The sequence below is a fragment of the Paenibacillus physcomitrellae genome (genome assembly GCF_002240225.1).
Classification (GTDB): Bacteria; Bacillota; Bacilli; order Paenibacillales; family Paenibacillaceae; genus Fontibacillus; species Fontibacillus physcomitrellae.
The window spans coordinates 1,573,640-1,587,723 of the sequence record NZ_CP022584.1 but is presented as its reverse complement, the minus strand read 5'-3'; the positions used below and the strand labels follow the sequence as shown (position 1 = coordinate 1,587,723).

15 protein-coding genes are annotated in these 14,084 nt (G+C 52.0%); 14 read left to right on the top strand and 1 reads right to left on the bottom strand.

The window, feature by feature from the left end; translation table 11 throughout:
• Nucleotides 1-125: 125 nt before the first annotated feature.
• On the bottom strand, nt 126-1,199 hold the full coding sequence (locus CBE73_RS07290) for a M42 family metallopeptidase (protein ID WP_094093674.1): 1,074 nt from the start codon (nt 1,197-1,199) through the stop codon (nt 126-128).
• 447 nt (nt 1,200-1,646) lie between these two features.
• Here CBE73_RS07290 and spoVAC point away from each other — a divergent pair, with 447 nt between their 5' ends.
• The 14 genes from spoVAC to CBE73_RS07220 all read left to right on the top strand — a co-directional run bounded on the left by spoVAC (nt 1,647) and on the right by CBE73_RS07220 (nt 13,999).
• On the top strand, nt 1,647-2,150 hold the full coding sequence (gene spoVAC / locus CBE73_RS07285) for a stage V sporulation protein AC (protein ID WP_094093673.1): 504 nt from the start codon (nt 1,647-1,649) through the stop codon (nt 2,148-2,150).
• Complete coding sequence (gene spoVAD / locus CBE73_RS07280; protein ID WP_094093672.1) at nt 2,150-3,166, top strand: stage V sporulation protein AD; 1,017 nt, start codon at nt 2,150-2,152, stop codon at nt 3,164-3,166. The genes spoVAC and spoVAD overlap by 1 nt, the downstream gene beginning before the upstream one ends.
• Before the next feature lie 4 nt (nt 3,167-3,170).
• A complete protein-coding gene (gene spoVAE, locus CBE73_RS07275; RefSeq protein WP_068696623.1) occupies nt 3,171-3,521 on the top strand; it encodes a stage V sporulation protein AE in 351 nt (116 codons plus the stop codon).
• 237 nt (nt 3,522-3,758) lie between these two features.
• Nucleotides 3,759-4,715 carry an AAA family ATPase gene (locus CBE73_RS07270; RefSeq protein WP_094093671.1) on the top strand — a complete coding sequence of 319 codons (957 nt, stop codon included), beginning with the start codon at nt 3,759-3,761 and terminating at the stop codon, nt 4,713-4,715.
• A gap of 5 nt (nt 4,716-4,720) precedes the next feature.
• Nucleotides 4,721-5,974 (top strand): DUF58 domain-containing protein, encoded by a 1,254-nt coding sequence (locus tag CBE73_RS07265; RefSeq protein WP_094093670.1) that lies wholly within the window; start codon nt 4,721-4,723, stop codon nt 5,972-5,974.
• A complete protein-coding gene (locus CBE73_RS07260) occupies nt 5,971-8,256 on the top strand; it encodes a transglutaminase TgpA family protein (RefSeq protein ID WP_094093669.1) in 2,286 nt (761 codons plus the stop codon). The genes CBE73_RS07265 and CBE73_RS07260 overlap by 4 nt, the downstream gene beginning before the upstream one ends.
• A gap of 314 nt (nt 8,257-8,570) precedes the next feature.
• Nucleotides 8,571-9,098: a YqeG family HAD IIIA-type phosphatase gene (locus CBE73_RS07255; RefSeq protein ID WP_094093668.1), complete on the top strand. Its 528-nt coding sequence runs from the start codon at nt 8,571-8,573 to the stop codon at nt 9,096-9,098.
• A complete protein-coding gene (yqeH, locus tag CBE73_RS07250; RefSeq protein WP_094093667.1) occupies nt 9,095-10,228 on the top strand; it encodes a ribosome biogenesis GTPase YqeH in 1,134 nt (377 codons plus the stop codon). Before CBE73_RS07255 ends, yqeH begins: the two co-directional genes overlap by 4 nt.
• Before the next feature lie 27 nt (nt 10,229-10,255).
• On the top strand, nt 10,256-11,131 hold the full coding sequence (locus CBE73_RS07245) for a shikimate dehydrogenase (RefSeq protein ID WP_094093666.1): 876 nt from the start codon (nt 10,256-10,258) through the stop codon (nt 11,129-11,131).
• Between the two features lie 91 nt (nt 11,132-11,222).
• A complete protein-coding gene (gene yhbY, locus CBE73_RS07240) occupies nt 11,223-11,516 on the top strand; it encodes a ribosome assembly RNA-binding protein YhbY (protein WP_094093665.1) in 294 nt (97 codons plus the stop codon).
• A 19-nt stretch (nt 11,517-11,535) separates the two neighbouring features.
• Nucleotides 11,536-12,138: a nicotinate-nucleotide adenylyltransferase gene (locus tag CBE73_RS07235; RefSeq protein ID WP_094093664.1), complete on the top strand. Its 603-nt coding sequence runs from the start codon at nt 11,536-11,538 to the stop codon at nt 12,136-12,138.
• Complete coding sequence (gene yqeK / locus CBE73_RS07230) at nt 12,122-12,730, top strand: bis(5'-nucleosyl)-tetraphosphatase (symmetrical) YqeK (RefSeq protein WP_094093663.1); 609 nt, start codon at nt 12,122-12,124, stop codon at nt 12,728-12,730. The genes CBE73_RS07235 and yqeK overlap by 17 nt, the downstream gene beginning before the upstream one ends.
• 28 nt (nt 12,731-12,758) lie before the next feature.
• A complete protein-coding gene (gene rsfS / locus CBE73_RS07225) occupies nt 12,759-13,106 on the top strand; it encodes a ribosome silencing factor (RefSeq protein WP_094093662.1) in 348 nt (115 codons plus the stop codon).
• Nucleotides 13,103-13,999 (top strand): CvfB family protein, encoded by an 897-nt coding sequence (locus CBE73_RS07220; protein ID WP_094093661.1) that lies wholly within the window; start codon nt 13,103-13,105, stop codon nt 13,997-13,999. The genes rsfS and CBE73_RS07220 overlap by 4 nt, the downstream gene beginning before the upstream one ends.
• Nucleotides 14,000-14,084 lie beyond the last annotated feature (85 nt).

The following is a 14,084-nucleotide window of genomic DNA, read 5'->3' as shown; positions in this document are numbered from 1 at the left end:
CAGTCCGCGTAGAAAAAGGCAGCCGGCGGGGTATCCCTGCCGGCTGCCATTATTTTTATAAACCTTCTATATATTAGATTAGGTTTGCGAAAATGGGGTTCGTTGCAGATCAAGCACGCTATAGATCAAGCACGCTCCAGAATCGTGTTCAGCGTAGTGCGGTCAAGACCGCGCACCAGCTTCGTAATCAGCTCTTTAGCTGCCGCGTAATCATCCGTGTGGATGATCGAAGAAGAGGTGTGGATGTAACGCGAGCAGATGCCAATCACGGCTGATGGAACGCCGATACCGCTCAGATGAACCTGTCCCGCATCGGTGCCGCCTTTGGAAATGAAATACTGGTATTTGATCTTGTGGGTGGAGGCTGTATCCTCCACGTATTCGACCATACCGCGGTGCGTCAGCATACCCGGATCAAAGATGCGCAGCAAAGCGCCGTCGCCCAAACGGCCGAAAGCTTGACGATCTCCGGTCATGTCGTTGGCCGGGCTGGCGTCCAAAGCAAAAAAGATATCCGGCTGAATCAGGTTCGCTGCTGTGCGTGCGCCTCTGAGGCCGAGCTCTTCCTGAACAGTGGCGCCGGCGTAAAGCACGTTTGGCAATTTTTCCTTATGTAGGTTCTCCATCAATTCGATAGCCAAACCGACACCGTAGCGGTTGTCCCAGGCTTTGGCCATGATTTTCTTCGGATTGGACAGCGGTGTGAATTCGCATACCGGCACGATCTGCATACCGATTTTGATGCCAAAGCTTTCGGCCTCTTCACGGCTGTCCGCGCCAACGTCCAGATACATGGACTTGATGTCGACTGGTTTGTTGCGCTGCGATTCATCGAGCAGGTGAGTCGGAATCGAGCCTACCACGCCGTTCACCGGACCGTTAGGGGTAATAACCTGAAGTCTTTGGGCCAGAATCGTCTGGCTCCACCAGCCGCCAAGCGGTTGGAAGGAGATCATGCCTTTGTCGCTGATGCCGGAAACCATAAATCCGACCTCGTCCATATGACCGGCAACCATAACCTTTGGTCCGCTTTCGTCACCGCGCAGCACGCCGAACAAGCTGCCCAGACGATCCTGAACAAATTCTTCGGTATAGGCTGACAATTTGTTTTTGACAAAACCCCGAAGCTCGCGCTCAAACCCCGATACGGACGGGAACTCTGTCAGCTGTTTAAATAATTCAAGTGTTTTCTGTTCCATATGTGCCTATTCGCTCCTTTCAATATGTTATTAGTATGAACCAATACGGGCGGGATGTCCATTTTGGAAAAAGGCGCTCAGACAGGCACCTCGAACAGTCTCTCCCGCATAAAATGGCGAAGGGCTGAATACCGAAGGCGGAGGGCTTGGGATGCTGGATGAGAGACAGAAAGAGTGGCTGCTGATTTGTCTATTGTTCATTTTATTGGTGATTGTTCTTCAGCTGGTGTAAGGGGAATCAAGAAATCAAAGGGATCCGGGGATTCGGCTAAAAAATGTAGGAACGGTGCACTTAGACCTGAGCGGAGAACGCTTGGGTGGGAAGGCGCCGTTTTTATTTTTATCCAACATAATTATCCAAACATAATTATCCAATCATAAGTGTGGGACAAATAACAAATAATAACGGCTAAACAACAGATTTTTCTTAAGAAGGAGGCGTCAGTCATGGCCACTAAAACAAAACCGGGGACAAAAGTTAAGCTGAATTCCATATCGCTGAACGCTGAAGATTACAAGCAGATCGCCAAGAAACACGAACCGTCCCGCAGTGTATTTAAGAACTGTATTCGGGCTTTTTTGGTCGGAGGTTTAATTTGTATCATCGGACAAGCGATCCAGGAATTTTTCAAAGCGGTTTTTGACATGACGGAGCGGGAGGCTGCGAACCCGACAGTAGCCGTGCTGATTATTATCTCCATTATTCTCACCTGCCTTGGCATTTATGACAAAATTGCACAGTGGGCGGGAGCGGGGTCAGCCGTGCCGGTTACCGGTTTTGCCAACTCCATGTGTTCATCGGCTCTGGAGAGCCGCAGTGAAGGGATTGTGCTTGGTGTTGGCGCCAACATGTTTAAGCTGGCGGGATCTGTCATTGTCTTCGGCGTGGTAGCCGCCTTCATTATCGGGGTTATTTACGCGATATTCGGCATTCAAGGGGGGCATTCCTGATGCTGCTCGGCGGACAAACCTGGGAATTCAAGACAAAGCCGGTCATTATCGGAGCGGCCGCCGTTGTGGGGCCGGAGGAAGGACAAGGACCGCTTGCCGCGGATTTTGATTACGTGTTTGACAACCTGGAGATCGGCGAACCCACTTGGGAAAAAGCCGAGCGCAAGCTGCTGGAGCATGCCGGCACTACCGCGCTGATGCATGCGGGCATTACCAAAGACCAGCTGCAATACTTCGTCGGCGGAGACCTGATGAACCAGATTATCAGCGCCTCCTTTGCGGCACGTACCTTCGGGGCTCCATATCTGGGCGTCTTCGGCGCCTGCTCCACCTCCATGGAAAGTTTGGCGGTCGCTTCGATGATGGTTGACAGCGGCAACGCCGGGTATGTGCTGGCGGGAACGGCGAGTCACAACTGTACAGCCGAGAAGCAGTTCCGCTACCCGACCGAATATGGTTCCCAGAAGCCTCCAACGGCCCAGTATACGGTAACGGGCTCAGGGTGCGCGGTAGTGGCGGCGAAAGGAAGCGGCCCGCGTGTCACCCATGCCACGGTCGGCAGAATTCAGGATCTGGGTATCACGGACCCGTTTAATATGGGGGCTGCCATGGCTCCGGCCGCTGCCGACACGATCGTTTCGCACTTCCGCGATACGGGCAGAACACCTGCCGATTACGACTTGATCGTGACGGGGGACCTGGCCTCTGTTGGGCTGCCGATCGTCAAGGATATATTGCAGCGTGACGGGGTTCCGATGGAGCAGACGAACTTTGAGGACTGCGGGCTGATGATTTTTGACCGGGAGAAGCAGCCGCAGGTGATCGCCGGGGGCAGCGGCTGCGGTTGTTCGGCTTCCGTTACTTATGGTCATATTCTGAAAAGGATAACTTCCGGCAATCTCAAGCGGGTTCTTGTCGTAGCGACAGGCGCGCTTCTGTCGCCGCTGTCTTACCAGCAGGGAGAATCGATCCCCTGCATTGCTCACGCTGTTGCGATAGAGAAGGAGGGAATGTAAACCAATGATCTTTTTGTGGGCTTTTCTTATTGGAGGCGCATTTTGTGTAGTCGGACAGCTGATGTTTGACGTGGCCAAGCTGACCCCTGCCCATACGATGAGTACGCTTGTGGTCATCGGGGCGGTTTTGGACGGTTTGGGCCTATATGAGCCGCTGGTGAAATTTGCCGGTGCAGGAGCTTCGGTGCCGATTACCAGCTTTGGCAACTCCCTTGTTCACGGGGCGATTACCGAGCTGCACCGGGATGGCTGGATCGGCGTGATCACCGGAATCTTTGATGTGACAAGCGCCGGGATTTCTTCGGCGATCATCTTCTCGTTTTTGGCGGCGCTTGTGGTTCGTCCGAAAGGCTGATCGGCGGGAAGACTCAAGGTTTAGGAAGAAGAATGGCAGGAAGGGAGAATGCTCCCTTACCTGTCTTTTTTTGTTTTATTTATTATTGAATAATAAGGAAAACCTGGGTTGGCATGTACTTAATTGAGTATTATCATGTACAATAATCATAGAGCCCTATTTTTATAGGAAAATCCCAGTTGAATGAAACTAACTCATAATTTAACAATTTGACTATACTCTAGGAGGCTAAAGGATATGCCCTTAAACCCCGAATCATTAGCTGTTGTTTCCGCTGTTAGAACGAATTTGGAATCCTGCATCCTGGGGAAATCCTTTGAAATCAGGCTGCTGTTGACTGCCCTGCTGGCCGGCGGACATGTACTGATAGAAGATGTGCCGGGAACGGGGAAAACCCAATTAATCAAAGCGTTAGCGAAATCCATGAATGGAGAATACCGGCGTGTCCAGTGTAATCCGGACATTTTGCCGAGCGATATAACAGGCGTTTCCATTTATCATCCTCATGAGCAGAAATTCGTATTCCGTCCGGGCCCCGTAATGACCAACCTTCTGCTTGCTGATGAAATTAACCGTGCAACCACCAAAACCCAATCCGCGTTGCTTGAGGTTATGGAAGAACGCAGCGTTACGGTCGATGGCGTAACCTACTCGCTGCCGCACCCTTTTATGCTTTGTGCGACTCAGAATCCGATTGATTTCGAAGGCACGTACCTGCTGCCTGAAGCCCAGCTGGACCGCTTCATGCTCAAAATCACCATGGGATATCCGGATGCCGAAACGGAGAAAAAGATGGTGCTGGCTCAGCAAGTCGTCCAGCCGGTAGATGCTCTTGTTCCGGTCACCGACATGTACCGTGTCGCCCAGCTTCAGCAGGAGGTCCGTGAAGTGCATATCAGCGAAGCGGTTACCGAATATCTGCTGGACGTTGTCCGCGCTACGCGTCAGCACAGCGCCGTTTTGCTTGGAGCAAGTCCGCGGGCTTCCCTAGCGTTTATGGCAGCCGTCAAAGCTTATGCCTTCCTGGATGGCCGGGATTTTGTACTGCCGGACGATATTAAGATGCTCGCGCCTTATGTGTTAAGCCATCGCATGATGCTCCGTCCGGAATCCAGACAGGGCGCTCACCATGCCGGAGTTGTGCTTCGTTCCATTCTCGAGCAGATACAGGTGCCTGTATCGGTAGGGAGATAAGATTTATGTCCCGAATCAAATTAAGAAGCCTGAAGAGAAGCCGCAGACTTTCCGGCATCAAGCTGTTTGGCTTCGTTTGGGCAATATGTTTATTGTATGTTCTGTTTCAGGGCGGCAAAACGTCCATCATGCTGTTTGTGATGGTCTCCCTGCTGGCCGTATATTGGTTTCTGAATCTGCTTGGAACCAAACTGAAGACACGCGGATCAAGAGCTTTGTCTACGAACGAGGACCAGCGGCAGCTGCAAGCCGGGGACCAGGTGCGTATCAAGTTTCGTATGGAACCTCCACGGTTTCTGCCGGTTCCGTACGTGATTGTGCGTGAAGTGCTGAAGCGTCACAGCGGGGAATCGTGGTCCTTTGAGGAAAGCGTCGTTCCGAAGGTTCGCTCCGGCGGCGAACTGGTCTACCAGACGCCCCCGCTTGAACGGGGCAGCTATTCTTTTACGGATACGGAGCTGGTCTACGAGGATATATTCGGCCTTGTGGAGCATAAACGTATGATGAGCGTTCCGGGGAACTTTCAGGTTCTTCCCAGAACTGTCTTTGTTCCTAGGTGGCAGCTGTTTGAACGCGGGCTTCGTTTTGCCGGGCCTCAGACGCAGCAGGCCCAATCCCGTCATGAAACAACGCAAATCGGCGGGGTGCGCGACTATGTCCCCGGGGATCGTATGACGCGGATTCACTGGAACGCCACGGCTAGAACCGGAGAGCTGAAGTCCAAGGAATTTGAGCACGAATCTATGCCGAATACGATGCTGATTCTTGATGGCAACGGGGAGAGCTATCCGCATCCCGATCAATTTGAGCTGGCTGTTTCCACAACGGCTTCGCTGCTGGATTATGGCGGACGGAACCGGATTCGGATGGGTTTATGTACACTGAACGCGTTTCCGAACATTTTCCCGCCTGAGCTGGGTCAGCAGCAGCAAATGCTGCACCATCTGGTTGATCTGCTTCCTGACGGCAAAGGTTATTCTTATGGCTATGAGTTTATGGAGTCCCAGGGTCATCTGTTCCGCAGCGGCATGCTGCTGGTCTATATTAGCCCGCAATCTCTGGAGGGCTCTTCAAGACTGTTCCAATTTGCCCGCCAGCGTCAGATGTCCCTTTACCATATTCAAATCGGCAGCCAGGCTAATAAGGGCATGGGATTAACCGCACCCCAGAAGAATTTGTGGTCGCCGGCCGGAATTCAAGGTACGTATCTAAATGCGATTGAGGAGCTTCCCGCTGCGGTAGGGGGTGGGCGAGTATGAATAAGCTTCGAAGCGGGTCAAGGTCATGGTATTATCTGGCTTCGGTGGTTTGGCTGTTCATTTTAGCTTATCAATGGTACAGGTTTACGGAGCCTGTTTGGCTGGATAAAACGTCGAACCTCGTTTTGTATACGCTGATCGTGACCGCTGCCGCTGAGTTTCTACCGATCGGTTCAGTATTCAGGTGGCTGGTAAAGCTTGCTGCTATGGCTGTCCTTCATATTAGATTGTTAGGCATTTATCACATTTTCTCGGACCAATATGCTTATCTTCCTATTTCTATGAAAATACGGGCGGCCGTGGAACAATTGGCGCCTTATATCTGGTTTACGGTTGCGGCTTGGGCTTTATTTGAGCTCGCTGTCCGCGTTATAGAACGGCGCAGCCGGATTCTTATTTTTCTTGGACTAAATATTATTGCTTTTACCATTTTTGATTCTTTCACTCCTTATTCCTTATGGACCGAAACCGCTTGGGTCGTATTTGCCGGCATGGGCTGGCTGGTCAGCAATCATTTCCGGCGGATGGAACTGAACCATCCCCGGGGCTGGAAGGCGCTGCGCAGAAGACCGCTGCGGATTGTTGCCAATATCGCTTTCATATTCGCTGCCGTGCTGTGGATTGGAGTGAGTATGCCTACCATCAGCCCGGTGCTTGAAGATCCTTATACGCTTATGCAGAAATATTGGAACGGCGGGAATACCACGAGTGCTGGAGGTGCTTCAAACGGCGAAGCCTCCGGTAAATCCGGAAGCGGAACTTCGGGGACTACTTCCGGATACAGCCGGGACGACAGCAAGCTGGGCGGCGGATTTCAGTTCGACAGCAGTCCGGTCATGAACGTGGTGTCGGATTCCAGAGCTTATTGGCGAGGGGAAACCCGGGAATATTATACCGGTACAGGCTGGATTGACGATGCCCGGGAGAACACGGGACCGAGATCAGCCGAATCCGGAGAAGGTGTGGTGAATCCGCAGGGCGGTACGGCTGCTAAACACCAGATCACCCAGCGGATTACGATGCTGAATCAGGAGAAGTATCCGGTGCTCTTTGGGGCTTATTCCATTACGCAAGTGGACATTCCGACAGAACCGGAGGAAGCTGATGCAAGACCCAAGCTGATCTGGAGCGGCAAAAGAGCGACCATGTACTGGGGCGGCTTCACCAGCGGCTCCAGAGGCAATGGTAATTATCCTCGGCAGTACACGGTAGTTTCGGAGGTACCCGAATACTCGGAAGACGAGCTGCAAAAGGAGACTTTTGATCAGCTGTACGGTACGGAAAGTGATGATAAGCAGGCTTATTTGCAGCTGCCCTCCGCTTTTCCTGACCGGGTAAAGGATCTGGCAGAGCAGGTAACAGCTTCGACAGATACGCCTTACGGCAAAATTATGCTGCTAAGAGATTATTTAAGGACTAATTTCAGATATACCAATACGCCTGATCTCAGCAAGAAAACGACCCATGATTTCGTGGACAGCTTTCTGTTTGAAATTAAGGAAGGGTACTGCGATTATTTCTCGACTGCCCTTGTCATGATGGCGCGTTCCTTGGATATTCCGGCCCGCTGGGTCAAGGGTTATGCCCCCGGACAGCTGGGAACGGCTTCGGATTTGGCTGAGAAAGCTGGTGATCCGGATAATCAACTTGAGACTTATATGGTAACCAACGCCGATGCGCATTCCTGGGCGGAGGTATACTTAGGAGAAACTTACGGATGGGTTCCTGTTGAGGCGACTCCCGGGTTTTCGCTGCCGGATACGGCGCCCGTTCAGGAGCAGGAGGATGAACCTGTCGATGAACAGCAGCCTGAAGAAGAGGAAGAGGCGTCCCAGCCCGACCAGCCGGCTCAGGCTGATGTTTCAGACAGCTCTATATCGGCTTCCGTTATCAGCTGGATCTTGGCCGCAGCACTCGTGCTGTGGGCTGCGTTTGCCACATGGAGAAACCGTACAGCCCTTTATTTCATGATGCTCCGGTTGAAACACGGTCAACATCTGTCGAGTGCGGACAAAGTGGTTGCGGAATCCCGGCGATGGCTGGCTATTATGAAACGTCAGGGATACAAGAGGGCTGAGCATGAAACAATAAGGGAAACTGTAATGCGCTGGGAGCGCGAGCATCCGGAGGTTGCAGAACTTTTGGAACCTCTGCTTAGACAGTTCGAGCAGGCTAAATACAGCGCTGAAACAGTTGGTGAAGAAGATTGGAGAACAACGATCCGGCTGTCCAGGCAATTAAAGGTTTTCTTGCTTGAACAGAAACGGAAGCAAACCGGATAATTTTAATAAAATTAATCTTAATAAACCGAATCTTAATATACCTTATTTTAATAAACGGACATTTGCGGTTTGGAAGAACTGAAATCAGGTTGACATGATAACGGGTGCTGCTTTCAGCCGCTGCTGCGGAAGGAGGCAGCTCCCGTTTCTGCTTCCCGTTATGACCTGGACAGTTTGTTCCCTGCCAGAGCCAGTTAACGTTTCGTTTAAGGTGTTTAATTTCAGGTGTGTGCGGCAAAGCCTGCCATGGCGTATCTATTTGCTATAATTGAAGATTATGGTATAGTTTGTCCTATGAAACCGAGGTGACGAGATTGTTTGAGAAATTTATGCCCAAATTGCGGGTCGATACGGTGTTTGACATCGATCTGGAGGATCTGTATACCAAAGGGTACAGAGGAATCATTACGGATTTGGACAATACGCTGGTAGGAGCCAAGGATCCTTTATCTAATCCAAAGCTTGTGGCGTGGTTTGAATATGTAAAGAAATGCGGATTTCAATTGGTGATCGTATCCAACAATAACATGAACAGGGTGTCCAAGTTTGCGACTCCTTTAAATATCGAATTTGTGCATCAGGCGCGCAAGCCTTCCAATGCCCCGTTCAGACGAGCCATGAATATGATGAATTTGCAGCCTCAGGAGATGATCGTCATCGGGGATCAGCTGATGACCGATGTTTTGGGCGGAAACCGTCTGGGGCTGTTTACTGTGCTTGTCCTGCCGATTTCGGTAGGGGATGAAGGGATTGGAACGAGGTTTAACCGCAGACTTGAACGTTTTGTCAAAGGACGGCTGAATAAAGCCGGGCTTTGGCTCGAGGAGGAAAAGAACAAATGACAACCGCTCAAGAAACCTCCGCACAGCCGCGCTGCAGCGGCTGCGGAATTTCCTTGCAGACTACAGATACAAGCAAACCGGGATTTGTGCCGGAGAAGGCGCTGCAGAACGATCCAGTTATTTGTCAGCGCTGTTTCCGGATTAAAAATTACAATGAATCCTCATCTGTAACCCCCGATCAGGATGAATTCCTGCGTCTCTTGGGCCAGATTGGCACCAAAGATGCGCTGGTGATTCATATCGTGGATATTTTTGATTTCCAGGGCAGTGTCATCAGCGGGCTGCAGCGTTTCATCGGCAACAATCCCGTTCTGCTGGCTGTCAATAAAATTGACTTGCTGCCGAAGGTTTCGAATTGGAACAAAATCCGTAACTGGGTGCAGAAGCAGGCTAAAGATGCGGGTCTTAAAGTGGAGGACGTCATTTTGTGCAGCGCCAAGCAGAACGACGGGTTTGACCGTCTGCTGGATGCTGTCGGCAGATATCGTGGGGATCGTGACGTCTATGTCGTTGGAGCTACTAATGTCGGCAAATCGACGCTGATTAACCGTTTGATTCGCGATTACAGCGACCTGGAGCAGGAGCTGACTACCTCCCGTTATCCGGGGACAACGCTGGATATGGTCAATATTCCGCTGGATGACGGCAAGTATATCGTGGATACGCCGGGGATTATGTATCCTTCCCGTTATACAGAGATCGTGGACACACGAGATTTAGGTGTACTGCTGCCGGAGAAGGCGCTTAAACCGGCTGTTTACCAGCTTAATGAAGGACAGACGCTGTTCTTTGGCGGGTTTGCACGGTTTGATTTCATTCAGGGAACAGGACATCATCATTCCTTTACCTGCTTTGTGAGCGGACGGGTGCCGATTCACCGGACCAAGCTGGAACGGGCGGATCAGCTGTTTGCAGACCATGCGGGAGAGCTGCTGTCCCCGCCAACCAAAGACAATATCGAGAAATTGCCTGTTTGGACAAGACACGAGTTCCGGATTGCCAAAGGCTCTCATTCGGATGTGTTTATTTCCGGTCTGGGCTGGGTCAAGGTCAACAGCGATCAGGGATCGATCATTGCCGTCCATGCCCCTAAAGGCGTTAAAGTAATGGTGCGGGAATCGCTGATTTAACCGATTTAGAGAAACGGGGGAGACGGAATGGGAAACCGTGCTCAGCAAACGAAGATTCATGAACCGTTGCTGCTTGGCGTCATGGGCGATCCGATCGGCCACAGCAAATCTCCGGTGATGCAGATGGCGGCTTTGAAGGAGCTGGGGTTGTCCGGCTCCTATGTGCCGCTGCATGTGAAGGGTGAACAACTCGGAGCGGCAGTCGAAGGAATCCGAGCTTTAGGTTTTCACGGCGTAAACGTAACCGTGCCGCATAAGGTGGACGTCATTCCTTTTCTGGATGCGGTGGATGCCGATGCCAAGGCGATTGGCGCGGTCAATACGATCGTCAATGACGGAGGTTTTCTTACCGGCTACAACACGGACGGCATCGGGTACATCCGTTCGCTCAAAGAAGAAGCGATCCCGGATTTAAGCGGAGCAACCGTGCTTGTCTTAGGAGCGGGAGGCGCGGCCCGCGGCATCGTCCATGCGCTGCTGAAAGAGAAGCCTTCGGAGATCATCATCGCCAACCGCACAACGGAAAATGCGAGCAAGCTGGCCTTGGAATGGGCGTCGCTCGGCAAAATCACGGCCTGCGGGACAGATCCGGAAGCTTTGGCAGCTTATGCAGGCCGGGCGGATATTATCATTAACACGACTTCGGTCGGCATGCACCCAAGCAGCGGGGCCACGCCGCTTGAAGCACGGTTTATCCCGGAGGGAATTGTGGTCAGCGATTTGATCTACAATCCGCTGAAGACCCGGCTGCTTCAGGAGGCGGAAGCCAAGGGCTGCCGGATCCACGGCGGACTAGGTATGTTTGTGAACCAGGGCGCTTATGCCTTGGAGTATTGGACCGGTCTCACGGCTCCTTCCGAAGCGATGAAACAGGCGGTATTGACCGAATTTGGGGTATACTAGAATTAATTTTATAATGAGTCCCGCTTATGAATGATGAATTGGATTCGTTAGAATCAGGATTTTACGATATGGAATGGAGTAATGACTAAACATGTTAACAGGAAAACAAAAACGCTTTTTGCGCGCGCAGGCTCATCATTTGGACCCGATCTTTCAGGTGGGCAAGGGCGGCACCAACGAAGGGGTTATTAAACATATCGAGGAAGCCATTGAGAAGAGAGAGCTGATCAAGATTTCCGTTTTGAACAATTGCCTCGAAGATCCGAAGGACATTGCAGCCGAGCTGGCCGAAGGTTCCGGCGCGGAGCTGGTACAGACGATTGGCCGTACGATCGTGCTTTACAAGGAGTCCAAAGACTACAAGCAAATCGTGCTGCCGAAATAAGGGAAAGGTCGTTGATGGCATGACGGCAAGAAAAAAAGTAGGCATTATGGGCGGCGCCTTCGACCCGATCCATACCGGTCATTTGCTGGCGGCAGAAGCGGCGAGAGATCAGTACGAACTGGAAGAAGTCTGGTTTATGCCCTCGCATCAGCCGCCTCATAAAGCCAAGGCGGGAGTCAGCGGCGAACAGCGGCTCGAGATGGTTAAAGCGGCAATCCAGAGCAATCCGGCTTTTCAACCGCTCGACATCGAGCTGCGCAGAGGCGGGATCTCCTACACGGTGGATACGATGAAGCAGCTTCTGGCCGAACATCCGGCTTACGAGTTCTATTTTATTATCGGAGCGGATATGGTGAACTACCTTCCGAAGTGGGAGGGGATCGACGAGCTGGTTCAGATGATTACCTTCATCGGTCTGCAGCGTCCGGGGAGCATGCTGGAGCTCGATTCCCTGCCGGAGTTTATTCAGGATGGCGTAGTGCTGGCCGAAATGCCGCTTGTCGATATTTCCTCCAGCCTGATCCGCAGCCGGCTCAGACAAGGCAAATCAATCCGTTATCTGGTGCCGGACGCGGTTTATGATCTGATGATAAGGAGCGGAGCGTATGGCATTCACCCGTGAGGAACTGATTAAGGCGGTATCCGGTCAAATGCCTGAGAAAAGGTGGAGGCATACCGAAGGGGTTATGGCTTCTGCTGTAGAGCTGGCTGAACGTTTCGGCGCCGATCCGGTTAAAGCGGATTTGGCGGCGCTTCTGCATGATGTGGCCAAATATTGGCCGATCGAGCAGCAGGCGGCCGTAATCCGCGACAATGCGGACAAAGGCTTAAACCAGGAGCTGCTTGAACATGACAAACAGCTCCTACATTCAGAGGTCGGTGCTTTTGTTGCCGAGCGGGATTATGGCGTAACCGACCGCGAAGTGCTGGACGCGATCCGGTACCATACCTCGGGACGGATTGGGATGACCAAGCTGGACAAAATCATTTGCCTGGCCGATTATATCGAGCCGGGACGGGATTTTCCGGGCGTGGATACGATTCGTGATTTGGCGAAAAATAGTCTCGAAGAGGCGCTGGTCTCAGGCTTCGATTCGACCATTTCTTTTTTGCTGCAGCAGCGTAAAATTATATTCCCGATGACGATGTTTGCCCGGAACGATCTCATCAAGCAGTTGAACGAAGCTAAAAGGGCTCAAGCCGCCAAAGGCTGAATTTAAAAGAGTATAAGGAGGAAACTGAATGGCAGTTTCGCCAAAAGAATTGTTAAACCTCGCGGTTACGGCCGCTGACGATAAGAAAGCTATGAATATTGTTGCTTTGGATTTGAAGGGGATTTCCCTGATTTCGGATTATTTCGTGATTTGCCACGGTAATTCCGATACCCAAGTGCAGGCGATTGCGGCCGAAATCCGCAAGCAGGTGAATGAAGCAGGAGGTACAGTCAAAGGCATCGAAGGTCTTGATTCGGCCCGCTGGGTGCTGATGGATCTGGGTGACGTCATCGTGCATATCTTCCACCGCGACGAACGCGAATATTACAACATCGAACGCCTTTGGTCCGATGCCAAAGTTGTGGAGACGGTATGAGTCTGATTGCAGGTACGATTGTTTCTCTGCCGGTAGACCGGGAGGTTTCACCTTACGGGTATTTTCTGCGCGGAGATGAAGGACAGGATATTCTGCTTCATTATTCGGAAGTGACGCATCCGGTCAAAGCGGGGGATACCGTTGAAGTGTTCCTGTTCTTCGATACGGAGGACCGGCCCGCGGCCACGATGAAGAAACCTTATCTGACGCTGGGCGAAATGGCGCTACTGGAGGTTGCGGACGTGCATCCGCGTCTGGGCTGTTTTCTGGAAATGGGGCTCGGACGCCAGCTGCTGCTGCCGATCCGCGAACTTCCGGAACTTCCGGAGCTGCATCCGCAGGTCGGAGACCGGGTGTATGCGATCATGGAACAGGACAAGCAGGGCCGTCTGAAGGCGAAGCTTGCCGGAGAGCAGGAATTGAGCGTCAAGGCCTTCCGGGCGCCGGAATCCTGGAAAAATCAATGGTTAGACGCCATCGTCTACAAACCGCTGCAGATGGGAACCTTTGTCGTCGTTCAAGGCGGAGTGCTTGGCTTTGGCGCGATTGGCATGATCCATTCCACGGAACGTTCCCGATTGCTTCGGCTTGGTGAGACGGTTCAAGTGCGGGTGGTCCATATCCGCGAGGATGGACGGGGCAACTTGTCCATGACGGCCCGCCGCGAGGTGAGCCAGGTTGAAGATGCTGACAAGATTTTGGCTTTTCTGGAGGAACGGCCCGGTAAAGCGATGCCTTATTCGGATGCTACGCCTCCCGATGTGATCAAGCAGCGTTTCGGCATCAGCAAATCGGCATTCAAGCGGGCGCTGGGCAAGCTGATGAAGGACGGCAAGATCACGCAGAAGGAAAGCTGGACTTATCTCGTCAAACCGGATGAAAATCAGGACTAGATCTTTCAATTTAAGAACCGGCGGATATACCGCTTTAATAAATAGAGGTAGGTTGGAAACGGTTATTTGAGTTTTCGGACCGGCC